Raw genomic sequence first — 23,067 nt, 5'->3', positions numbered from 1 at the left:
TCCGCGTACCATCTTTATCACTGCAACTTTAACCATTAAATACGTAAGATGGCTTTCTGTGCGAAGTAACATTAAGAAAGTGTTATTGCCTTACGTCCATCAAGAAACATACACGCTAGCTGATTTAGGTTGGCAGACTAAGAAATTATGCGTTTACTCGGCGCCAGCTGACCGAGTCTTTACAATAGAAAAAGGAGTTATAACACGGAGTTACACAGAGAATTAGTCTCAGTTTAGAGAAAAAACTCCGTGTATCTCTGTGGCACCTCTGTGTAACTCTGTGTTATAGCTCCTTTTTCTTCAAACAAGCACATAAGAGAGCCAGTTTTAAAGGCAAATCGCTCAATCAACGTGTATGGAAAATACAAAAATCAGCCGCATTGCTACGGCCGTACTAGTTCTTGGTAGTGTTGTGGGTACGTACTTCTTCGCAGGGCCACGAAATAAAAAGCGCCGCACCGAGGTTGTTCCCGAGTTTCAGGACGAGTTGGAAACGAACCTGATAACTCCCGCCAATGAAACGTTTGGTATTGTTTGGCCGGTCATCTACACAGGTACGTTGGGCCTGGCCATTCATCAGGCATTGCCCTCGCAGGTCGACAATCCACGTTACGAAAAAGCCGCTCCCTGGCTGGTTGCCAATTACCTGCTGAACGGCCTGTTCGGGGTTTTCTTCTCGCGCGGCGAAAAAGGGGCGCGGGTAGCAGCCAATGCCATTACGCTGGGTACGTTGCCCACGGTGCTGGCATTACACAACGCACTGGGTGTTGGACAAACGCCTGAGGTGCCACAGCCAGAAAAGACGTTCCATCGGGCAACGGGCATTTACGCGGGCTGGATTACGGTGGCGACGGGTGTAGCAACTACGAATCTGCTTATCGAAGCTGGTTATCGGGTGAGTCGCGAGCGGGCTGTGCCATTTGCCGTTGGTCTGCTCGGTGTGCTGGGGGGCATTGGCGTCACGGTCTCGAAAAAGTTGAATGATCCCTATTACTTGTTACCCTTTGTGGCTGGTTTTACCGGCGTGGCGGCTAAGCAGGCTGGCCGAAACGATGCCATAGCGGCAGTAGCAGGTACGTTGGCACTGGTGAGTGCCGGTGTGTTTGTGCAACGGGTGCAGGCGCAACAGCCTCAGCCAGCTCTTGCGGCACCAGAACAGGCCCAGTTCGAAGCCGCCGAAGAAGCCCGCGAAGAGATGGACAACGAACCGTATTATATTGATCTGGACTAAAAAATAGGTTTAGGGTTTGATGTTTAGGGTTTGAGGTTGCGGCTACGTTACGTCATAGTTTGATTCCCGAGATGAATGAAAACTTGTAGGTAGCTTTGCCTTTGCAACGTAGCGTCAAACCCTAAACATCAAACTCAAAACTAACTTTGTACTACACTCTCTCCGTTGCCGAACCGGGCAGTCATTATATCAGTGTTACCTGTCGCATCGATGAGGTGACAGGCGACACGCTTGCTCTTCAGTTGCCTGCCTGGCGGCCAGGTCGGTATGAACTGCAGCATTTTGCGAAGAACATCCGGGCGTTTGCCGTTTTTGATCAGAACGATAAGCCGTTGACGTACCGGAAAGTGACGAAAGATCGCTGGGAGGTGCAGGTCAACGGCGCTACGTCGGTGCAGGTACGATACGATTATTTCGGTTTGGTGGCGGGCGATCATAAGCTCGATGCGGGTAGCAGCTACGCCGATTCGTCGCACTTCTGGTATATCAATCCGGTAAACCTGTGTCTGTACGCCGAGGGTCGGTTACACGAAGCCTGTACGCTTACCCTCGATATTCCCGACGGCTGGCAAATTGCGTGTGGACTTCCTCAGCGAGACAGTAAAACACTAATCGCCAATGACTACTATGCGCTGGTCGATAGCCCGTTGATTGCGTCAGGTACGTTGCAGGCCGTTCGCTACACTGTTCAGAATGTGGCCGTGATGGTCTGGGTGCAGGGCTGGAATTACCGGATGCCACCTGCCTTTGACCCGGCTCAAATCACGGCTGATTTTACCCGCTTCACCGAAGCGCAGATCAAGCTATTTGGCGATTTTCCTGAAGCTGAGTACCATTTTCTGACCCTCGTTCTGCCGGTTCCATATTACCACGGCGTTGAGCATCGAAATAGTACGGTGCTGGTGCTTGGCCCTGAACTGGAAGGATTGGCCGCCGATGGCGTCACTGTCGAAGGAGCGGGCCTATATACCGATCTGCTGGGCGTAGCATCGCACGAACTGTTTCATGCCTGGAATATCTGCCGCATTCGTCCGGCTGAGTTGACGCCTTACGATTTCACCCGCGAAAATTACTTCACCACCTGCTTCGTGGCTGAGGGTATCACGACGTATTATGGCGATTTAATGCTCCGTCGGTCGGGCGTGTTCGATGACGCGGCGTACCTGAAAGAGTTGCTGGTGATTCTGAAACGCCACTTCGAGCAGGCTGGTCGCGCGTCGCTTTCGCTGATCGAATCGTCATGGGATCTGTGGCTTGATGGGTACGTTCGGGGTATTCCTGATCGGAAGGTATCGGTTTACCACAAAGGCGCCATCGCCTCGCTGATCCTCGACTTGCATCTTCGCCGGAAATTCGACCACGAACGCTCACTCGACGATGTGATGCGGCTGCTCTGGCAACGCTTTGGCGCTACGGAAAACGGCCAACCCGCACGCGGCTACACCTACGACGATTACCGCGCCATCGCCGCCCAAGTAGCCGACGAACCCCTCGATTGGTATTTCGACACCTGCATTACCGGCAACGTACCCATTGAATCGTTACTGAACAATTACCTGGCGTTCATCGGTCTGCGCATGAGCTACGATGATGCCGGGCTTGTCGTGCTCGAATGGGTCGGCCGGGCGCAGGAGCGCATGGAGTGGGAGCGTTGGTTGGCATAAGGCTGTTCAGGATATTTTATCCTGAACCTACTAACCGCGCGTTTGTAACGCGCATCTAATGCGAGAGGTAATACGTATTCGTTCGCTTCAGACGCGTTACAAACGCGCGGTTAGCAAGTTCAAGATAAAATATCCTGAACAGCATCTTCCCCACCAGTCGTAACCTAAAGCTACCGTACTTCACACAGGCGTTGTTCATGCGCTATTCGGGCAGTAGTTTTAGGTTTTCGCCAAACTAAAGTCACCTCATGAACAAAGGAATAGGGCTGCTGACGGCGCTGACGCTCTCGGCGGGCGTTGTGCTGGCTCAGAATAAGCCCAAAGCAGAAGACGTACAGACGTTCACGCTTAAGAACGGCATGAAATTCATGGTCCTGGAAGACCATTCGATTCCCAACGCGAATTTCTATTCATTCTGGAAAGTCGGCTCGCGCAACGAAGTGCACGGCATCACGGGCTTGTCGCACTTTTTTGAACACATGATGTTCAACGGGGCCAAAAAATACGGTCCCAAGCAGTTCGACCGGGTGATGGAAGCCAACGGTGGGTCGAACAACGCGTACACCACCGAAAACACGACGGTCTACACCGACTGGTTTCAGAGCGGTGCCCTCGAAACGATCTTCGACCTTGAAGCCGATCGGATTCGCGATCTGGCGATTGATCCGAAAATGGTGGAAAGTGAGCGCGGCGTGGTCTTGTCGGAACGTAGTACCGGACTGGAAAACAGCAACTACCGTGTGCTGAGTGAACTGGTGCAGTCGGTGGCGTTTGTGGAGCACCCGTACATGTTTCCGGTTATTGGTTTCGAGTCGGACATTAAAAAGTGGACGCAGGCCGATCTGGAGAAGTACTTCAAAACGTATTACTCGCCCAATAATGCTGTGGCAGTGGTAGTTGGCGACGTAACGGCCGCGCAGGTTAAGAAAATGGCTGAGCAGTATATCGAGCCAATTCCTGCGCAGAAACTACCCGACAGCCTCCGCACGGTAGAGCCGCCCCAGAACGGCGAACGACGTGCCACGACCTACAAAGACATAGCCACGCCCAACATTTTGCTGGCCTACCACACCCCCGCTTCCCGCCACCCTGACTATTACGCCATTGATCTGCTCAGCGGCGTGTTGAGTTCGGGCAACTCATCGCGGCTGGTGAAGTCGCTGGTGCTCGATTCGACCATTTCATCGCGGGTGTTTACCAATGCCGACATGTCGTTCGATCCAAGCCTGTTTTCGATCTATGCCATTGCCGCCAGCGGTGTTACGGCTCCGCAGTTGGAGCAGGCAGTGTTACGTCAGATCGACAAGGTGATCAACGAGGGTATTACGGACGTGGAACTGCAGAAGTTGAAGAACCAGAAGTTGATGGAATTTTACCGAACCATGGAATCCATCAACGGAAAAGCTAATTCGCTGGGTACGTATGAACTGTATTTCGGCGATTACAAGAAGCTCTACGAAGCGCCTTCGCTCTACGAAAAGGTGACCAAAGAAGACGTGCAGCGCGTGGCCCGAACGTACCTGACTGAGCGCAACCGCACCGTGGGCTACCTATTGCCAGAGCCCAAACCAAACCCAGCTAAGAACAACTAGAAGGATTTTGGATCTCGGATGTTGGATTTACTCCGCTGAATTTCGTGACTGTTCCTCAGCGGAGCAAATCCAACATCCGAGATCCAAAATCCCACATCATATGAAATATTTATTCACGTTTATCATTGCCCTAGTGGCAACAGGTACGTCGCTGGCGCAGACGTTTAAAGTACCACCTTACCAGAAGTTCAAGCTGAAGAATGGCTTGACGGTTTACCTGATGGAACAGCATGAAGTGCCGCTGATCAATATATCGGCGGTGTTCGATGCGGGCGCTGTGCAAGATGGTAGTCGCTACGGACTGGCCAACATGACGGCTCAGGCGTTGCTGTTCGGCAGTTCGAAATACACGAAGTCGCAGCTCGAAGAAAAGATCGAGTATGTAGGGGCCAGCGTGGAAACGTATGGGGGAAAAGAAGTGGCTAAAATGACCGCTTCCTTCGCCGTTAAAGACCAGGATTTACTGTTTGATATTATCCAGGATGTGCTTACGAAGCCAACCTTCGATCAGACCGAGTTCGATAAGTACAAACAGCGGCAACTGCTTCAGTTGACCCAGCAAAAAGAAACACCACGTGGTGTGATTGGGTCGTATTTCAACACGTTTGTGTATGGCGCGCATCCCTACGCCAATCCGCTGACGGGTACGCCCGCGTCTGTTTCGGCCATTTCGGCGGCTGATGCGCGGCAGTTTTACCAGAAGAACTTCACCACCGACCGGGCGGCCATTGCCATTGTTGGCGATTTCAACACGGCGGCTATGAAAAAGCGCATCACTGATTTATTTGGTGGCTGGAAAACGGCCGCGGCTACGTCGCCCGTTTTGGCGGAGCCAACGGTTGCGTTTGATAGAAACCGCGTGTTGCTGATCAATAAAGATGATGCCCGCGAAACCACCTTTTTGATCGGCGGTAAAGGCATCACGCAGAGCAACCCCGACTTTATTCCCGTTACGGTGGTCAACACAATCCTTGGCGGTCGGTTCACGTCGTGGCTCAATGATGCCCTGCGCGTAAACTCGGGCCTAACCTACGGCGCTAACAGCCGCTTCGGCACCTTCCGGAAGAGCGGCACTTTCGCCATCTCGACCTTCACGAAAAACAGCACCACTACCCAGGCTATCGATATGGCGTTGCAGGTGCTTGATAGTTTGCACCGAACTGGTATCGACGAGAAGACGCTGACATCGGCTAAAAATTACGTCAAGGCCGATTTTCCGCCCCGCTACGAATCGGCGAGTAGTCTGGCCAATCTGCTGACAGATATGTTCAGTCTGGGTTTCGACGAGTCGTTTATCAACAATTTCCAGAAAAACGTCGATGGCCTGACCGTGGCCAAAACCCGGCAGATCATCGACCAGTATTTCCCGAAAGACAAGCTACAGTTCGTGCTTGTGGGTAAAGCCGAAGCTATTCGCGATAAGGTGAAGAAATACGGGGTTATTACGGAGAAGGAGATCAAGGCGGAAGGGTTTTAGGGAAGATTTCAGGTAGGTTGCTTTCGCGTGGCCCTTCGACTAGGCGTCCCCGACAGGCTCAGGGTGACAATTCCACTCAAGTTCGTCATGAACGTTTAGATGTGTGTTGTCACCCTGAGCCTGTCGGGGACGCCTAGTCGAAGGACCACGCGAAAGCAAAACGCCGGGGGACCAGCATCCAACCATAACCTACACCGGCCGTTCCATCTCCATTTCCTCCGCCGCTGGAACGCCGAAATTGGGCATACCGTTTCGGTGCCAGCGAATACGCTGGAGGCGCGGGGTACGTTCATCTTCGCAGCCTTTGTTCGGGCCGGGATTAGCGTGATAGAGCAGCCACGTTTGCCCGCTTTCAGTGTGGAAAACACAGCCATGACCGGGGCCAAATGCGCCATTCCGTTCCGAGGTTTTGAAGACAGGCTCCTGAGCCTTTGTCCAGGATGAAGCTTTCATTAAATCACTGTCGATTCTTGCCGAAATCAGGCCCATGGCGTATTCGTCGGTCCAGCAGCCACTAGCCGAGTAGACGATGAATAGCTGGTCTTCATGGCGCATAAAAGCGGGCGCTTCATTGACTAATACATGGTTCCGCCCGCTGTTTGGGTCGGGATCGCGGTTATGGCGTTCCCAGGGTAAGGTAGGCTCAGACAAGAGCAACCGGTCGCCCACGCAAGTCCACGGGTTGCTCATCCGGCAGAGGTAGATATTTTGCTGGTGATTTTCGTCGCCTTCCCATCCCGACCAGGCCAGCAGTAGTTGACCGTCGATGTCGATTACGGTGCCATCGATGCCCCATTTGCTATCGGGTGTTGTGAGTTCACACTTCACGTGCCACTCGCCACCCAGCGGGTCACAGTCTCTGTTTTCGAGCACCCAGATTCGCTGATCGCCGGCATCCCGGTCGTCGCCCGCGCTGAGATAAGCGTACCAGCATTTTTCGCCGGTGCCATCATCCAGGTAATGCAGTTCGGGCGCCCACATATTTTTTGAGAATGGACCATCGTCAGGTACGTTCCAGACCACTTTCTGCTCGGCATGGGCCAAATCGGCGAGATCACGCGTTTTCCAGATAGTCAGGTTGTTGTTGGTCGAGTGTGTGTAGTAATAAAAGCCGTCGTGACAGGCCGCCCAGGGGTCTGGACCTTTGGGAAGCAACGGGTTTTTGAATGTTGTTTTCGTCGTCGGCATTGTGGTCAGTCAGGCTAAAGGCCTTAGTTGAACAACGTACCTACCCGGCAGAGGGTTGGGTAAAGGTTAGGCAAGGGGAACCCCGCCTTGCGGGGCAGGCTGTACCGGCACGGAATCGATTCAAATCACTTCTTTCCAAAACGACCTTGCCTGTTGGCTGGTTTATTCGTAAATTGGTGGATTACGCCAACTCGTAGCAACAACGCTGATGAACTTTGAATTAACGTCTGAATTTCAACCGACCGGCGACCAGCCAAAGGCCATTGTTGAACTGGTTAAAGGGGTCAATAATAACGAACCGTCGCAGGTACTACTTGGTGTTACCGGGTCAGGAAAAACGTTTACTATAGCCAACCTGATTGCGCAGACAAACCGGCCGACGCTCGTTCTGAGCCATAACAAAACGCTGGCAGCACAGCTCTATGGCGAATTCAAACAGTTTTTTCCGAACAACGCCGTCGAATATTTTATCTCCTATTACGACTATTACCAGCCCGAGGCCTACATCGCCACCACAGGTACGTATATCGAGAAAGACCTCCAGATCAACGAAGAAATTGACAAGCTACGGCTAGCGGCAACGTCGGCCCTGATGAGCGGTCGGCGCGATGTGATCGTGATTGCGTCGGTGTCGTGTATCTACGGCATGGGTAACCCCGAAGAATTTAAGAACAGCATCATCCGAATTGCTGAAGGGGAGCGAATCAGTCGCAATCAACTGTTGCATAAGCTGGTCAGTATTCTGTATAGCCGAACGGAAGGTGATTTCGAGCGGGGTAATTTCCGTGTGAAAGGCGATACCGTCGATCTGTTCGTATCCTACGCCGATTTCGCGTACCGGTTCATTTTCTTCGGCGACGAAATCGAGTCTATTCAACGGATCGACCCGGCTTCGGGTAAGAAGCTGTCGAACGAAAAGTCGGTGACTATTTTCCCGGCCACGCTCTTCGTCACGGGTCGCGAGACGTTGAACGGGGCCATTCACCAGATTCAGGACGACCTGGTAGCGCAGATCAAGTTTTTCGAAGGTGAATACCGGGAACAGGAAGCCGAACGTATCAAGGAACGCACCGAGTTCGACCTTGAAATGATGCGTGAACTGGGCTACTGCTCCGGCATCGAGAACTACTCGCGCTATTTCGACAACCGACAGCCGGGTCAGCGTCCGTTCTGTCTGCTCGATTATTTCCCCGACGATTTCCTGATGGTGGTCGACGAAAGTCACGTGACTATTCCGCAGATCCGCGCTATGTGGGGCGGTGACCGGTCGCGCAAAGTAGCGCTGGTCGATTACGGATTCCGGCTACCGTCGGCGATGGATAACCGCCCGCTGACGTTCCAGGAGTTTGAAGACCTGACGCCGCAAACCATCTACGTGTCGGCCACGCCATCTGACTACGAACTGCGCAAAAGTGAAGGTGTGGTGGTAGAACAGCTTATTCGGCCAACGGGCCTGCTCGACCCTGAAATCGAGGTACGTCCAAGTCTGAATCAGATCGATGATCTGCTGGAGGAAGTGGACGCGCGTATCAAACGCAACGAACGTGTGCTGATCACGACCCTGACCAAGCGTATGGCCGAGGAACTGAGCAAGTATCTGGAGCGTGTCGGCATCAAAACGCGCTACATTCACTCGGAAGTAAAAACCCTCGACCGCGTCGAAATCCTGCGCGACCTGCGCTTGGGTAACTTCGATGTGCTGGTGGGCGTAAACCTGCTGCGTGAAGGACTTGACCTCCCCGAAGTGTCACTCGTGGCCATTATGGATGCGGATAAGGAAGGCTTTCTGCGCGACATTCGGTCATTGATTCAAACGATTGGTCGGGCAGCGCGGAACGTAAATGGTCGTGTGTTGATGTACGCCGACCGAATTACCGGTTCGATGGCGAAAGCGATTGACGAAACCAACCGCCGCCGCGCCATTCAACTGGATTACAACATCGCAAACGGCATTACCCCAAAAACGGTGCTCAAATCGCGTGAGTCGATCATGGGACAAACCAAAGTAGCCGACTCAAAACCGAAGCAATTCTACGTGGAGCCCGACGAGATCAATATTGCGGCCGATCCGGTTGTGCAGTACATGGGCAAAAACGACCTGCAACAGCTCATCAAAGAAACCCAAACCAGGATGGAACGCGCCGCCAAAGATCTCGACTTCATGGAGGCCGCCCGCCTTCGCGACGAGCTTTTCCAACTTCGCGACAAGCTGAAGGCTGAGACGGTTTAAGTAAAGCGTCATTAGGTGGTCATTACGCTACGCGGTCATTCGTGGTCATTCGTTGCGAAACAATAAATGACCACGAATGACCGCGTAGCGTAATGACCCGCAGCGGCGGACCGTACCTAATGACGTTTCAAATGTTTACCGACGAATATTTCATGGAAATGGCCCTGGCTCTGGCCGAAGACGCGGCTGATGCGGGCGAAATTCCGGTGGGGGCGCTGGTGGTTTGTCAGAACCGTATTATCGGAAAAGGACGTAACCAGACCGAGCGACTGAACGACGTTACGGCCCACGCCGAGATCATTGCCATAACGGCGGCTACCCAGGCTTTGGGCGGCAAATACCTGACCAACTGCACCCTGTACGTCACGCTCGAACCCTGTGTAATGTGTGCAGGCGCTATTTTTTGGGCGCAGTTGGGGCGACTGGTTATTGGTGCCGACGATCCCAAGCGGGGCTATTCGCGGTTAACTCCATCGCCGATGCACCCGAAAACACGGATCGAAACAGGCGTTTTGGCCGATGAAAGCAGAGCCTTGATCACGAACTTTTTCGGACGGCTAAGAACATAAAGCAAAACCACGGTGTTAGACCGGGTGAATTAAACCTTAAACACAGATATGGCTTTCGTACTCGATCCACTGCCTTATTCAAGCGATGCGCTTGAACCGAACATAGACAAGCAGACCATGGAAATTCACCATGGCAAACACCATAACGCCTACGTAACCAACCTGAACAACGCTGTGACAGGCACCGAAATGGAAAACCTGTCGATCGATGAGCTGGTAGCTAACGTGAGCAAATACCCCGTTGCCGTTCGCAACAATGGCGGTGGACATTTCAACCATACATTCTTCTGGAATATCCTGTCGGCAAACGGCGGCGGTCAGCCTTCAGGCGAACTGGCCACAGCTATTGACGCGAAATTTGGTTCTTTTGATGCCTTCAAAGAAGAATTCACGAAAGCCGCTACCACGCGTTTCGGTTCGGGTTGGGCGTGGCTGATCGTTACGGCCGACGGCGAACTGGCCGTTTCGTCAACGCCAAACCAGGATAACCCCCTGATGGATGTTACCGAGCAGAAAGGTACCCCCGTTATTGGTCTCGACGTTTGGGAGCATGCGTACTACCTGAAATACCAGAACAAACGCCCCGATTACATCGCCGCTTTCTGGAATGTAGTTGACTGGAGCGCAGCCGACGCCCGCTACGTACAGGCTAAAGCCGCTTAAGTAATTAAGAATGAGGAATTAAGAATTAAGAGCGAAATTTTATGCGAAAAACGCACTCAAAGGCACTCTTAATTCTTAATTCTTAATTACCTTTGCATTCTCAAATTAAATGGTGCGCGTAGCTCAGTCGGTTAGAGCGCTGGTTTGTGGTGCCGGAGGTCGTGGGTTCGAGACCCATCGTGCACCCACCGTTTGAAAGTCCTGACATACGTGTCAGGACTTTTTTTTTAGCCTGATTCGCTTCATTTAACAGTAACTTGCTAGCAACAGCACTCCTCTGTATGGCCGATATTTCTGCACTGCAACCGCGCTACGACAAGCTAATTCGTACCATTCTGACGCTGGCATATATTGCCGGGCTAATTGGGCTGCAGGTACCAGCTGTTGCGCCTCTTTTTAAGATGTTAACCCCCCTAAACTTGCTGGGTACGTTGGCAGCGTTGATGTGGTACCATACTGATTGGCGCCCTGCTTTTCTGTTCTACATCGCCCTTGCCGTACTGACGGGCTATTTCATCGAGTTATTGGGCGTGCGGACTGGCTATGTGTTTGGTGGCCCATACGCGTATGGCGAAGGCCTTGGACCAAAGCTCTTCGATATTCCACCTATCATTGGTGCCAACTGGCTGTTGCTGACTTACTGTTTCGGCTCGCTTTTTGATCGCTATCCGTGGCCGGTCTATCTGAAAACAGCTATTGCAGCCACCGCTATGGTAGCCCTGGATTTGGTAGTAGAACCCGTTGCCATTCGCCTCGATTTCTGGACCTGGTTTGGTCATCCAATTCCTATTCAAAATTACCTGGGTTGGTGGTTAGTGTCCGTTGCCTTACTCAGTATATGGTACGGGTTGCCTTTTCGGAAAGACAACAGGCTTGTAGTACTGATAATCAGCCTACAAGTTTTCTTTTTTATTGGTCACCAACTGCTGTACACACTTCTCCGTAACTAAACAATAGGGTAGCGTTTAGGGTTAATTACTCGTAATTGCAACCGAATTTCCATGTCTTAACCCGAAAAGTTGGAAAGTGGTGAGTAGGTACTTAGTTTCGACATTGCATTCTCGTGAGCAGTGGTAAATGAGGCCTATTTGACCTGTTTTGAAAGCGTTTATTGTCTGCACCACTTTTATAATCTGATCATCCCATGAGTAACTACTCGATTAAAGATTTAGAGCAACTCTCTGGCATCAAAGCCCACACGTTGCGGATCTGGGAGCAGCGTTATAATATTATTCAGCCAAAGCGAACAGATACGAACATACGTACCTACGATGACCATGATTTAAAGCTGGTACTGAACATCTCGTTGCTGAAAGACCACGGATATAAGATTTCAGAAATTTCCAAACTCTCTGTTGAGGAGATGTATCAGGAGGTTATAAAAATTTCTGATAAGCAACTTAGCTATCCCGACCAGATTCATGCCCTCACCATTTCTATGATCGATTTGGATGAAGAGCGCTTTGAAAAAATTATCAGTACTAACATCCTGCAGTTCGGTTTCGAGAATACGATGATCAACATCATCTATCCGTTTCTGAGCCGTATAGGTACGCTGTGGGTAACGGGCTCTATTGGTCCGGCGCAGGAACACTTCATCACGAATTTAATTCGTCAGAAACTAATTGTGGCCATTGATGGTCAAGTGAGCAAGCAACGTCCTAATGGTAAAAAATACTTACTGTATTTGCCAGAGGGGGAGATGCATGAGATTAGTTTGTTGTTCGCTAACTACATCATTCGGGCGCGGTACAATAAAGTAGTGTATCTGGGTCAAAATCTGCCGTTTTCTGAGTTGGCTTTCGCTTATAATGTGCACAAGCCCGATTATATCTTCTCAGCCATTACGTCGGTGCCATCCAACCACGAAGTGCAGGCATACGTGAACAAACTGGCCGCTCAGTTTCCTGAGTCGCACCTGTTATTAACGGGTTACCAAATCGTAGGCCAGGATATTGAGATGCCGGAGAACGGAACCATCGTTAACAACATCGACGATCTGATCAGAATGGCGAGTACGTAGAAAGTTCAAAGGTTTAATGTCTAAAGGTTCAAGGTTGCTTCGCACGCAAGCGGAGCAACCTTGAACCTTTAGACATTAAACCTTTGAACAAAAAAAAGCCCTCCGCTAAATAGCGGAGGGCTTTTTTTTACTACGGAAACTTAAACTTTGATTTCTACATCAACGCCGCTAGGCAGCTCGAGTTTCATCAGGGCGTCAACCGTTTTAGAGCTGGTCGAGTAAATGTCAACCAACCGCTTGTAGGTGCAAAGCTGGAATTGCTCACGCGCCTTCTTGTTCACGTGGGGTGAACGAAGCACCGTGTAAATCTCTTTGTCGGTAGGCAGTGGAATTGGACCACTTACCATCGCGCCCGTTGATTTAACGGCCTTTACAATTTTTTCAGCCGATTTGTCAACCAACATGTGGTCGAACGACTTCAGTTTAATGCGAATCTTCTGATTCATACAAAGCGGTTCGTTTAGTTAATTAGACCCCATCCGAAAGAACCATTTACTCCGGGAGGGGAAGATTGAATGTTCAAGGTTCAAAGTCTAATGTTCAAGGTTGCTCTGCTGCTATAGCGAAGCAACTTTGAACGTTAGACTTTGAACCTTGAACTAATTTTCTAAGAAAGTCCGCCTTTCTCTTTCTTCACTACGGTGTCGGCGATGTTGTTCGGCACGATTTCGTAGTGGGCAAAGGTCAAGTTAGCTGTGGCACGTCCTGATGACATAGTACGGAGTTCAGTAATATAACCGAACAGTTCCGACAGAGGCACATCGGCTTTGATTACCTGCGAACCAGCGCGGCTATCCATACCTTTCATGATACCCCGGCGACGGTTCAGGTCACCCGTGATCGGACCCGTGTATTCTTCCGGCGTCAATACTTCAACGGCCATGATTGGTTCGAGCAGTTTTGGACCGGCCTGACGACCTGCCTCACGGAAGCCCATCCGAGCAGCCAATTCAAACGACAGTGAGTCTGAGTCAACATCGTGGAATGAACCGTGGAACAACCGAACTTTCATTGAATCGACAGGGTAGCCAGCCAATGGGCCGGTAGACATCGCTTCAGCGAAACCTTTCTGGATGGCAGGGATGAATTCACGAGGGATTACACCACCAACAATGGCATTATCGAACTGGAGACCAGCTTTGATAGAACCATCTTCTTCCGGGTCACGGGGCATCAGTTCAAACACGATGTCGGCAAATTTACCGCGACCACCCGTTTGCTTCTTATATACCTCGCGGTGTTCAACCTTCTTGGTGATGGTTTCTTTGTAAGCCACCTGAGGTGCACCCTGGTTCACTTCAACCTTGAACTCACGACGCATCCGGTCAATGATGATCTCGAGGTGAAGTTCGCCCATACCACGAATGATGGTTTGGCCGGTTTCTTCGTTCGACTCAACTTTCAGGGTTGGGTCTTCTTCGATCAGTTTACCAATGGCTTTCGAGAAGTTGTCCTGATCGGCCGTCTTCTTAGGCTCAATGGCGTAACCAATAACTGGCTCTGGGAATACCATCGACTCCAGAACGATTGGGTTCTTTTCGTCTGACAGGGTATCGCCCGTTTTGATGTCTTTGAAACCAACTACAGCTCCAATATCACCCGCTTCGAGACGGTCGATCTGGTTTTGCTTGTTGGCGTGCATCTGGAAAATCCGTGAGATACGCTCCTTGTTACCTGACCGGTTGTTGAGAACGTATGAACCTGACTCCAACACGCCCGAGTATGAACGGATGAAGCACAGACGACCTACGTAAGGGTCAGTAGCAATTTTAAACGCCAGAGCCGAGAAAGGCTCTTTCGTTGATGGCTTACGTGAAATCTCTTCGCCGGTGTCGGGGTTTGTACCCGTGATGCTCTCTTTGTCCATTGGCGATGGCAACAGGGCCATCACATAGTCGAGCATAGTTTGAACACCTTTGTTTTTGAACGACGATCCGCAAAGCATCGGCACGATCTTCATGCTGATGGTTGCTTTCCGAAGAGCCGCCAGGATTTCGTCTTCAGAGATCGACGTAGGATCTTCGAAGTATTTCTCCATCAGCGAGTCGTCGAATTCGGCAACGGCTTCCAGGAGTTTTTCCCGCCATTCGGTTGCTTCATCCAGCATATCGGCTGGAATTGGCACCTCACGGAAGGTCATTCCTTTGTCGTCTTCGTTCCACTCGATACCGCGGAAGTTAACAAGATCAACCACGCCACGGAATGTATCTTCCTCGCCGATTGGCAACTGAAGAGGCACTGCGTAGCTACCCAGCATTTCCTTCACCTGCTTGCACACGTTCAGGAAGTCGGCGCCAGAGCGGTCCATTTTGTTTACGAAGCCAAGACGGGCAACGTTATAGTTGTTGGCCAAACGCCAGTTCGTTTCCGACTGAGGCTCAACACCGTCAACGGCACTGAAAAGGAACACCAGACCATCCAGTACACGTAGTGACCGGTTTACTTCAACCGTGAAGTCAACGTGGCCCGGGGTGTCAATGATGTTGATGTGATACTTCTGCTCGCGGTAGGTCCAGTCAACGGTAGTGGCGGCCGAAGTGATCGTGATACCACGCTCTTGCTCCTGCTCCATCCAGTCCATTGTGGCAGCTCCATCGTGAACTTCACCGATCTTGTGACTTACCCCGGCGTAATAGAGAATACGTTCGGTAGTAGTCGTTTTGCCTGCGTCGATGTGGGCAGCGATACCGATGTTTCTCGTCAATAATAAATCGCGAGCCATTAGCTTGTTATACAGAAAGTTATGTAATTCTAAAACGGTGGAAAGAAAACAGCACAAATAAATCGGCTGGTCTTTCATGAATCAGGTCGCAAAATTACTGACTTCCAGCGGGAAAGTCAAGTTAAAGTGCTAAGTCTTGAAAGTCAGCTTGAAGTCTGGAAAGTCATTTGTAAAATAGTCCTGAATTTGGAAAGTCGGTTTAGTGCTGCTTACGCAAGCGAATGACTAATGCGTGAGCAACACCAAACCGACTTTCCAGACTCAGGACTATTTTATCAAAGACTTTCCAGACTTCAAGACAACAACCCAGCCATGCTGGGCAACAGGGGCGATTGTTTATCTCGATAGATGGCCTGGTAACGCATGGGTGTGGTGCCGGTTTGCTGCTTAAACTGCCGGTGGAAGTGTGAAATGTTATTAAAACCACACTCGAACCCAACCTGACCTACGCTCAGGTCGGCCTGTGTCAATAGCTTACGGGCGTGGCTGATGCGCAGTTCGTTCAGGTACTCGACAAATGATTTGCCGGTACGTTTTCGGAAATACCGGCAAAAGGCGGCCGGGGCCATACCCGCTACCGACGCAATCTGCTCGATCCGGATTTCTTTGCGGAAATTTTTCAACACAAACTCTAGCACACGCTTCATGCGCTCAGTCTCTGCCTCACTGGCTGTGAGTTGATAACTGTCTGAAGCCAGCAGGATGGCCTCGCGATCGGCGGCCAGTTCGTTGAGGATACCCAATAGTTCGAGCACTTGCGCCATGCCCTGCAGATGGGGTAGCTGAATAAGCCGGGAAGCAAGCCGTGTGACGGTATTGGCACTAAAACACAACCCATAACGCGACCGATGGAGCAATTGCCGGATAGCCCCTGATTCGGGTAACACCGACAACAGGTTTTCGTCTAGCGAAGCCGGGAATTGCACAACAATTGCTTCGGCCGGTAACTCATCGTACCGGTCATCATCGTTTCGCCAGAAATGAGGAAGGTTTGGGCCAATCAAGACGAGGTCGCCGACATCGAAGTTGGTAACATGGTCACCGACAAAGCGTTTGCCATTGCTTTCCAGTATATACGTGAGTTCATACTCTGGATGGTAGTGCCAGAGTGCACCAAAAGCCGTAAGACGGATGTGTTTTACGAGCAAGGAGTGTTCCTGATCGATCGTTACCTTTTCGTAGAGCGCTTTCACCGACTATCAGATTTTAACTGTTGGGTATGTAAAATTTAGTAAAAATAGTTAAGATTTTACACAAACTACAATTTTCTGTCAGGAGTAGAATAGGTTGGGCTTATTTTTGACGGTATAAACAGAATTATGAGATTTTCAGGCAATTGAGGCTACCAATTCCTGTACATTCTGTTCAGGCTGTTGAATAAACGTTTACGCTGAAAACTCTCTTTTTACACTGCCGCTGAAAAGCAACCATTTCCCGATTAAAACGCGTTACTCCCGTAACCTATTAGTTGCCCCTACACAATATGAATCGGTTTGTTGCCCCGTTGGGCCTGTTGCTTTGCCTGTTTACTGCCGTTACAACCACCTTCGGTCAATTCGGACAAAGTGGTATTCAAAAGCCGGCTACGTTTTCGTACAGCGTGTCGCCCGCAAAGGCCAAGGTTGGCGATGTGGTTGAGCTTCGTATCACCATTAGTGCGAAGGAAGGATGGCATGCTTACGCGGCTAAAACCAACCCGAAAATTGACGGTGGTCCATTACCAACGGCGCTGACACTGGCAAAAAACAAAACCTTCGAGACGGTTGGCAACTTGGTGTCGATCGGCTACGAGACCAAATACAGCGATATCTGGGAAGGTGATGAATACATTATGCCCAACCCGGCGCTGTTTATTCAGAAAGTCAAGATACTGGGCGTCAAGCCCGTCTTGACCGGAACGATTGAGGGGCAGATCTGCAAGGAAAATTGTGTTCCTTTCAACGAAGATTTTGACGTTTCGACCAAAATAGCGGTTGCCGCCGCGGCTCCCGAAAGTCTGACTACCGCTACAGCCACTACACCAACGAGTACAACGGTTGTGTCGGAAACGAACGTACCTGAGTCGGCTTCAGCGGTCGTTGACGGAACGGCGGTTGATACGGTAGCGGCGTCAGGTACGTCGGCTGCGCCCGTTGTTGGTGAGGTCGATCCGCTGGCAACGTCGGAACAGCAGGGCGGTTCTGATTCATTGTGGGGTTTTGCGCTAGCTGCGTTTTTGTCGGGGCTGGCGGCCCTGCTAACGCCCTGCGTGTTTCCGATCATTCCGATGACGGTGAGCTTTTTCACGCATCAGAAAGGAGGTTGGTGGAAAGCGCTGCTCTATGGCGCGTCGATCATTGCCATTTACGTACTGATCGGTACGCTGGTGTCGCGCATCAACGGCCCGGCCTTCGCTAATTTCCTGAGCACCCACTGGATTCCGAACCTGCTGTTTTTTGCCGTCTTCTTCATCTTCGGCCTGTCGTTTCTAGGTTTGTTCGAGATTACACTGCCTAGTTCGATCGTGAACAAGGCCGATGCGGCGTCGGAGCGGGGCGGGCTGGCCGGTATTTTCTTCATGGCCTTCACGCTGGTCTTGGTGTCGTTTTCGTGTACCGGCCCCATCGTAGGTAGTTTGCTGGTAGCCTCGGCAGGAGGCGCGGTCATTAAGCCAATCATTGGTATGGCGGCATTCTCGTCGGCGTTTGCTATTCCGTTCACGCTGTTTGCCCTATTTCCGCAGTGGCTGCAAAAATTACCTAAATCAGGCGGCTGGCTGAACTCGGTGAAAGTGGTGCTTGGCTTCCTGGAGCTGGCGCTGGCTCTGAAATTCCTGAGCATTGCCGATCAGGTGTATCACTGGAATCTGCTCGACCGTGAGGTGTACCTGTCGTTCTGGATCGTCATTTTCAGCCTGATCGGGTTTTACCTGCTGGGTAAAATCCGCTTGCCGCATGATAGCGACGAGATGATGGTGATCGACAATCCGGCAACGGGGACCATGCGTTTCCCGATTCCGAATGCAAAGGTCAGCGTATTTCGTATGCTGCTGGCTATTATCACGTTTACGTTTGTAGTCTACATGGTGCCAGGCTTGTGGGGCGCGCCGCTGAAAGCACTGGCCGGTTATTTGCCTCCCGAAACAACCCAGGATTTCAACCTGCACAGAACCGGGGGCATTGGACAGAAAGGAAATGCGGAGGTACAACGCACGGTTCGGCATGGTGAACTGTTCAAGATGCCGCACGGGATTCCAGGCTTTTTCGACTATAAAGAGGCGCTGGCCTATAGCAAAACGGTGAACAAGCCTGTGTTTATTGATTTCACCGGCCATGGCTGCGTGAACTGCCGCGAAATGGAGCAGCGTGTCTGGAGCGATCCGGCTATTCTGGCCCGGTTGCAAAACGATTACATAGTAGTGGCCCTGTATGTAGACGATAAAACCGAATTGCCCGAAGGGGAGTGGTACAAGTCGAATTACGATCAGAAGACGAAGAAAACGATTGGCGCGCAAAACGGCGATTTACAGATTACGCGCTACGGGAACAACGCCCAGCCGCATTATTGCCTCGTTGATGAAACGGGTAAATTGCTGGTGTCGCCCATCAACTACGACCTGAATGTACCCAGATTCGGTGCGTTCCTCGATTCGGGTAAGGCGGCTTTTGCGAAGAAGTAAAATCTTTTTTGTACGTTTCTTTGTCTCTCAATCAGCCCGGCTGCTGATGGGGCTCGTTGTGTCGCAAAGAAACGTCTCGTTTTTAATCGTGTATCGACTGGTGAAAATCGCAACGGGTCTGCTTTACGTATAGTTAGTATACAGTCCAGTCAATACGCCTTGACCAACGCAACCGCCATCCTGATTTTTGCCCAGCCTGTTGCCCGCGATGCCGTGCAGAAACGGGTGGCTCATCAGGCCTTGTCTAACCGGCAGGCGTTGCAACGATTGACGGAACGTACCCGGCTGGTGGCCAGGGCTACCAACCTGCCAGTCATCGAATCGGCCGCGCTGATCGATCACAAAGGTTCATTTGGGGAGCAATTAGACAAGGCTTGTCGGGCTACATTTTCCCTTGGCTATGAGCAGATTCTGGTCGTTGCCAATGATTGCCCTGCACTCACCACTGATCACCTGATGAAAGCGGCCAATCGGGTGGCCCAGACCCCGGTACTCGGCCCTGACCAACGTGGCGGGCTGTACCTCATCGGAATGACGAGGCAGGTTTTTGAGTCCATTTCATTTTTGACGCTTCCCTGGCAAACGACTAAACTGGCGCAGGCCGTTCGGCAGTGGCTGTCTCAGCGGCCCGCTACGCTACTAGCCCGGTTGGGCGACGTGAACAGCCACGCCGATCTGCAACGCTATCAGTCAGGTACGTTGGCGGTTGCTTTGTTTATAAACCGGCTTTTACGGCTAATAACCAATGCGTTGAACAGCCCGAATGGCTTCGCGCCGCTGGTCCGGCTCAAGGGTAGTTATGCCGGAGCTGACTCGCTAAGACCTCCCCCCGTTGAGGCACCCCGTTCCTAACGGCCCAATCTCTCTTTTGCTTCCCAGAATCTGTACGCACAAAATTATGGCCCCCAAAGGCCAGTGATTGGTGGTGCTGTCCGGCTATTTACCTCTCAACTATTATTTCAAAGAATGTATGAGAAAGTTGTTTACGCAACTCTTGTTTGTGGCCAGTTATAGCCTGGCCGTGGGCGTTTATGCCCAATCGAATACCTCTAAAGAGCAAACGGGCCTTGAGGTGAGTGTGACCGATTTACTGCTTCGACGGCCGGTCACAAACACAGTGGTTTATCTGCAAAACAGCACCACGAAAATGCTGGATTCGGCCCGAACCAATGAAGAAGGTAAAGCCCGGTTCACCAACGTGTCTTCTCAAACCCGCTACCGGGTATTTACCCGTCCCAATGCTACGTATACCGATGATGAAACGTCGGATGTGAGTATAAAAGCCGCTGGCCAAACAACGGTGACCCTGCAACTGCCACTCCGGCGCGAAAGTACGCTCGACGAAGTGGTAATCAACGACCGGCGGCTGGCCCGGCTCAATACGCAAAACGCAGAAGTATCGGCCCTGGTGTCGAAACGGGAATTACAGAATCTGCCGCTTGAAGGCCGTGATATTACCCGTGCTTTATACCGCCTGCCCAACCTGACGCTCGCCACGCAGGGCTATGCCGAAGCACCTAATGTGGCTATCAATGGGTTGAATGGCATATATACCAATTACCTCATCGACGGGATGGATAACAATGAGCGGTTTTTGGGAAATATGAAGTTTAACACGCCGGTGGGGTTTGCGGAAGGCATTACCGTGTACACCAACAACTATTCGGTCGAGTTCGGAAACACCAGCAACGGCGTAGTGAATGTTACAACCCGGTCGGGTTCTAACCAGTTAACGGGCGAAGCGTTTTACCTTACTCGGCCCGGCTCGGTTATCGACAGTCCTTCGCGCTTTGCCACATCTGATTTGTCGGGTAATGCCGTGAAAGACGGGTTCCAGCGGCATCAGCTTGGCTTTGGGCTGGGCGGTGCGCTGAAACAGGACAAAACATTTTTCTACATCAACGTAGAGCAAACCTTCGACCGAAAAGATAACCGACTAGTGGTGCCTTCGCTGGGTGTAGATGAGGTGGTGACAGGTCGCAACCACTTCTCCTATGTATCGGGCAAACTGGATCATATTTGGAATAATCGCTTCAAAACAACATTGCGGGCCAATATTGGTAGTTTCGATATTGAACGGCAGGGCGGTGGTCTGGAGGGCGGCATTCTGTTTCCGTCGGCTGCTGCCGCACAGAAAAACCGAACGTACCTGATTGCGCTCAAGAACGCCTATGTCATTGGCAACCGTAACGGCGGACCGGAAATTACCGGTGAAACCAATTACCAGCATTCACGCTTTCGCTGGAACTACCGCGAGCCGGTAAATCCGACCAACCCATCGGTAACGGTGCGTGGGCCAAATGGCGTACCCATTGCCACCATTGGTCAGAGTGGAGCCATCTTCGATGATATTGAAAACACAGACCAGATTCAGCAAAAATTCACCGTTCGTCGGGGCGATCATACGCTAAAGGCAGGAGTCGAATTTATTACGTCCGATTATGCTCTTTTGGGTGGCGCAAATCCCTACGGCACCTACGATGTTCAGTTAACTCAGGTTCAACTCGACGCGCTGAAAGCCCGAAACATTGGGTCGGCCCTGAACGTCAACGATATTCCCCGCGATGTGACGGTACGTACCTACGATGTTGAGCTGCGGCCTACTACCTTCGGCACGCGGCAGAATGTAACAAGCCTGTATGCTGAAGATCTCTGGGCAGTACGGCCAGACCTGAACCTGACGTTTGGCCTGCGCTACGATTACGATAACCTGACAAAAGGCGGCGGCACAAAAGGTGACTACAACAACGTTGCCCCTCGTGTGGCGTTCAACTATCAGCTAACCGAACAGACAGTAGTGCGGGGCGGATATGGCATGTTCTACGATAAGATCAAGTACTCCGTATACAGCGATAACCTGCAATTCAGCAGTAGTGGGGCCGATTTTAAGAAACAGCTGAATGAGTTGAAACGGCTTGGCCTTTTGCCCGGCTCTGCCGATCTGGACAAGATCACCTTCCCCGGTAATCTCAATGCCCGCTCCACTACGCCGGTAACGTACCTGAACGGGCCTTCATCGGAGCAACTCCAGGCCCGCCGCGACAGGCAGTTCAGCAATAATTTTAGAATCATGAATCCCGACGGCTTCCAGAATCCGTATTCGCACCAGTTTTCGTTGGGCCTTCAGCACAAACCCACTGCCAATACCCTGTTCTCGGTCGACCTGGTGCACGTGGCCACCAATGATCTGTTCTACATTTATAACCTGAACGCGCCAGCGCCGTATCCACTCAATAATGCCGCCGATGCTAAAGTCAGAATCGTAGCGCAGGCCGACCTGACGCGCCCGATCCCGATCCGAACAGATAGCCGTGGCGCCTATGCCGTTGTGAATGGTAGCGATACGCTTCGGGGTATTTCACGAAATATCTTCGAGACCCGAACCGACGGTATTGCCCGCTACTGGGCCGCTAACTTCGTGTTTCAGAAACTCAAAGGGGCTGATAAATATGCCTACCGATTAGGCTATAATCTGTCGGTGATTCGCAGCAACACAACCGGCATAAACACACGGGCGCAAGACTCTAATAACTACGCCGCCGAGTACGTCTACGATGATAATGACCGACGGCACGTATTCTCGGGTATTTTATACTACTATCCGCTCCGAAACCTGGTCATTACACCTACTGTACTGTTGCAGAGTGGCTTACCCATTACCCGCGTAGCTGATGCCCGGTCTTTTGGGGGCGTAACGGACCTAAATGGCGATAGTGAAAGTTTCAGTTTGCCAGCCGACCTTCAGCCCGGGGAAACCAGAAACAACGATCGCCTTCCCTGGGCCAAAACCGTTGATTTGTCGGCCAGATACACGGTTATGTTTTTCGGTCGCCCCCGGCTCGAAATTTCCGCCGACGTGTATAATGTGCTGAATACCGAGAATATTTCGGGCTTTAACGTGGTACGCGGTTCATCAAACCAGTTTCAGACCGGGCCGCGTGGGTCGGGTATTACCACCCGGTCGGCCGCCCCACCCCGGCAGTTTCAGTTTGGACTCCGGTATATTTTGTAAGAAATCGGTGTAATCCCCGCCCCCCTTCAGGGGGTTGG

16 protein-coding genes and 1 tRNA gene are annotated in these 23,067 nt (G+C 51.4%); 13 read left to right on the top strand and 4 right to left on the bottom strand.

All coding sequences use genetic code 11. The features are described from left to right. Positions 1-355: 355 nt before the first annotated feature. From ACAW87_RS21705 to ACAW87_RS21690, 4 genes are all read left to right on the top strand, one after another. Positions 356-1,231 (top strand): TspO-related membrane protein, encoded by an 876-nt coding sequence (locus ACAW87_RS21705; RefSeq protein ID WP_370725748.1) that lies wholly within the window; start codon positions 356-358, stop codon positions 1,229-1,231. Between the two features lie 146 nt (positions 1,232-1,377). Further along, positions 1,378-2,895 (top strand): M61 family metallopeptidase, encoded by a 1,518-nt coding sequence (locus ACAW87_RS21700; RefSeq protein WP_370725747.1) that lies wholly within the window; start codon positions 1,378-1,380, stop codon positions 2,893-2,895. A gap of 248 nt (positions 2,896-3,143) precedes the next feature. After that, the gene (locus tag ACAW87_RS21695) at positions 3,144-4,487 is read left to right on the top strand and encodes a M16 family metallopeptidase (RefSeq protein ID WP_370725746.1); all 1,344 of its coding nucleotides are present in this window, start codon (positions 3,144-3,146) and stop codon (positions 4,485-4,487) included. 100 nt (positions 4,488-4,587) lie between these two features. Continuing rightward, positions 4,588-5,964 carry a M16 family metallopeptidase gene (locus ACAW87_RS21690; RefSeq protein WP_370725745.1) on the top strand — a complete coding sequence of 459 codons (1,377 nt, stop codon included), beginning with the start codon at positions 4,588-4,590 and terminating at the stop codon, positions 5,962-5,964. Between the two features lie 189 nt (positions 5,965-6,153). Here ACAW87_RS21690 and ACAW87_RS21685 read toward each other — a convergent pair whose 3' ends face one another. Further along, positions 6,154-7,152, bottom strand: a complete 999-nt coding sequence (locus ACAW87_RS21685; protein ID WP_370725744.1) for a glycoside hydrolase family 43 protein — start codon at positions 7,150-7,152, stop codon at positions 6,154-6,156. Between the two features lie 208 nt (positions 7,153-7,360). On the opposite strand from ACAW87_RS21685, the gene uvrB reads away from it, so the two are divergent. The 6 genes from uvrB (at position 7,361) to ACAW87_RS21655 (ending at position 12,637) form a co-directional block, all read left to right on the top strand. Continuing rightward, on the top strand, positions 7,361-9,382 hold the full coding sequence (gene uvrB, locus ACAW87_RS21680; protein WP_370725743.1) for an excinuclease ABC subunit UvrB: 2,022 nt from the start codon (positions 7,361-7,363) through the stop codon (positions 9,380-9,382). Between the two features lie 131 nt (positions 9,383-9,513). Then, positions 9,514-9,951 carry a nucleoside deaminase gene (locus ACAW87_RS21675; protein ID WP_370725742.1) on the top strand — a complete coding sequence of 146 codons (438 nt, stop codon included), beginning with the start codon at positions 9,514-9,516 and terminating at the stop codon, positions 9,949-9,951. Between the two features lie 48 nt (positions 9,952-9,999). Continuing rightward, positions 10,000-10,614 (top strand): superoxide dismutase, encoded by a 615-nt coding sequence (locus ACAW87_RS21670; RefSeq protein ID WP_370725741.1) that lies wholly within the window; start codon positions 10,000-10,002, stop codon positions 10,612-10,614. Positions 10,615-10,726: 112 nt separating this feature from the next. Then, a tRNA-His gene (locus tag ACAW87_RS21665) sits at positions 10,727-10,800 on the top strand. Positions 10,801-10,895: 95 nt separating this feature from the next. Next, positions 10,896-11,564 carry a carotenoid biosynthesis protein gene (locus ACAW87_RS21660; protein ID WP_370725740.1) on the top strand — a complete coding sequence of 223 codons (669 nt, stop codon included), beginning with the start codon at positions 10,896-10,898 and terminating at the stop codon, positions 11,562-11,564. A 194-nt stretch (positions 11,565-11,758) separates the two neighbouring features. Further along, positions 11,759-12,637, top strand: coding sequence for a MerR family transcriptional regulator (locus ACAW87_RS21655; RefSeq protein ID WP_370725739.1), 879 nt, complete (start codon positions 11,759-11,761; stop codon positions 12,635-12,637). 140 nt (positions 12,638-12,777) lie between these two features. Here the strand turns inward: ACAW87_RS21655 and rpsJ are convergent, their stop codons facing one another. The 3 genes from rpsJ to ACAW87_RS21640 all read right to left on the bottom strand — a co-directional run bounded on the left by rpsJ (position 12,778) and on the right by ACAW87_RS21640 (position 16,552). Next, positions 12,778-13,083, bottom strand: coding sequence for a 30S ribosomal protein S10 (rpsJ, locus tag ACAW87_RS21650; protein WP_085411961.1), 306 nt, complete (start codon positions 13,081-13,083; stop codon positions 12,778-12,780). Positions 13,084-13,244: 161 nt separating this feature from the next. Continuing rightward, a complete protein-coding gene (gene fusA, locus ACAW87_RS21645) occupies positions 13,245-15,359 on the bottom strand; it encodes an elongation factor G (RefSeq protein WP_370725738.1) in 2,115 nt (704 codons plus the stop codon). A 293-nt stretch (positions 15,360-15,652) separates the two neighbouring features. Beyond that, entirely contained in the window at positions 15,653-16,552 is a 900-nt protein-coding gene (locus tag ACAW87_RS21640) for an AraC family transcriptional regulator (RefSeq protein WP_370725737.1), read from the bottom strand. Positions 16,553-16,842: 290 nt separating this feature from the next. Here ACAW87_RS21640 and ACAW87_RS21635 point away from each other — a divergent pair, with 290 nt between their 5' ends. From ACAW87_RS21635 to ACAW87_RS21625, 3 genes are all read left to right on the top strand, one after another. Beyond that, positions 16,843-19,017 (top strand): protein-disulfide reductase DsbD family protein, encoded by a 2,175-nt coding sequence (locus tag ACAW87_RS21635; protein ID WP_370725736.1) that lies wholly within the window; start codon positions 16,843-16,845, stop codon positions 19,015-19,017. Between the two features lie 159 nt (positions 19,018-19,176). Next, positions 19,177-19,869, top strand: coding sequence for a DUF2064 domain-containing protein (locus tag ACAW87_RS21630; protein ID WP_370725735.1), 693 nt, complete (start codon positions 19,177-19,179; stop codon positions 19,867-19,869). A gap of 118 nt (positions 19,870-19,987) precedes the next feature. Next, complete coding sequence (locus ACAW87_RS21625) at positions 19,988-23,029, top strand: TonB-dependent receptor (RefSeq protein ID WP_370725734.1); 3,042 nt, start codon at positions 19,988-19,990, stop codon at positions 23,027-23,029. Positions 23,030-23,067: the final 38 nt, after the last annotated feature.

It is taken from the genome of Fibrella aquatica (genome assembly GCF_041321135.1).
GTDB lineage: Bacteria > Bacteroidota > Bacteroidia > Cytophagales > Spirosomataceae > Fibrella > Fibrella aquatica.
This window is presented reverse-complemented; position numbering and strand designations above follow the sequence as displayed.

Bases quoted from the DNA above. Each gene is read 5' to 3' on its own strand.
- ACAW87_RS21705 (WP_370725748.1), top strand. From the start codon at position 356: ATGGAAAATACAAAAATCAGCCGCATTGCTACGGCCGTACTAGTTCTT.
- ACAW87_RS21695 (WP_370725746.1), top strand. From the start codon at position 3,144: ATGAACAAAGGAATAGGGCTGCTGACGGCGCTGACGCTCTCGGCGGGC.
- ACAW87_RS21690 (WP_370725745.1), top strand. From the start codon at position 4,588: ATGAAATATTTATTCACGTTTATCATTGCCCTAGTGGCAACAGGTACG.
- ACAW87_RS21685 (WP_370725744.1), bottom strand. From the start codon at position 7,152: ATGCCGACGACGAAAACAACATTCAAAAACCCGTTGCTTCCCAAAGGT.
- uvrB (WP_370725743.1), top strand. From the start codon at position 7,361: ATGAACTTTGAATTAACGTCTGAATTTCAACCGACCGGCGACCAGCCA.
- ACAW87_RS21675 (WP_370725742.1), top strand. From the start codon at position 9,514: ATGTTTACCGACGAATATTTCATGGAAATGGCCCTGGCTCTGGCCGAA.
- ACAW87_RS21670 (WP_370725741.1), top strand. From the start codon at position 10,000: ATGGCTTTCGTACTCGATCCACTGCCTTATTCAAGCGATGCGCTTGAA.
- ACAW87_RS21660 (WP_370725740.1), top strand. From the start codon at position 10,896: ATGGCCGATATTTCTGCACTGCAACCGCGCTACGACAAGCTAATTCGT.
- ACAW87_RS21655 (WP_370725739.1), top strand. From the start codon at position 11,759: ATGAGTAACTACTCGATTAAAGATTTAGAGCAACTCTCTGGCATCAAA.
- rpsJ (WP_085411961.1), bottom strand. From the start codon at position 13,083: ATGAATCAGAAGATTCGCATTAAACTGAAGTCGTTCGACCACATGTTG.
- fusA (WP_370725738.1), bottom strand. From the start codon at position 15,359: ATGGCTCGCGATTTATTATTGACGAGAAACATCGGTATCGCTGCCCAC.
- ACAW87_RS21635 (WP_370725736.1), top strand. From the start codon at position 16,843: ATGAATCGGTTTGTTGCCCCGTTGGGCCTGTTGCTTTGCCTGTTTACT.
- ACAW87_RS21625 (WP_370725734.1), top strand. From the start codon at position 19,988: ATGAGAAAGTTGTTTACGCAACTCTTGTTTGTGGCCAGTTATAGCCTG.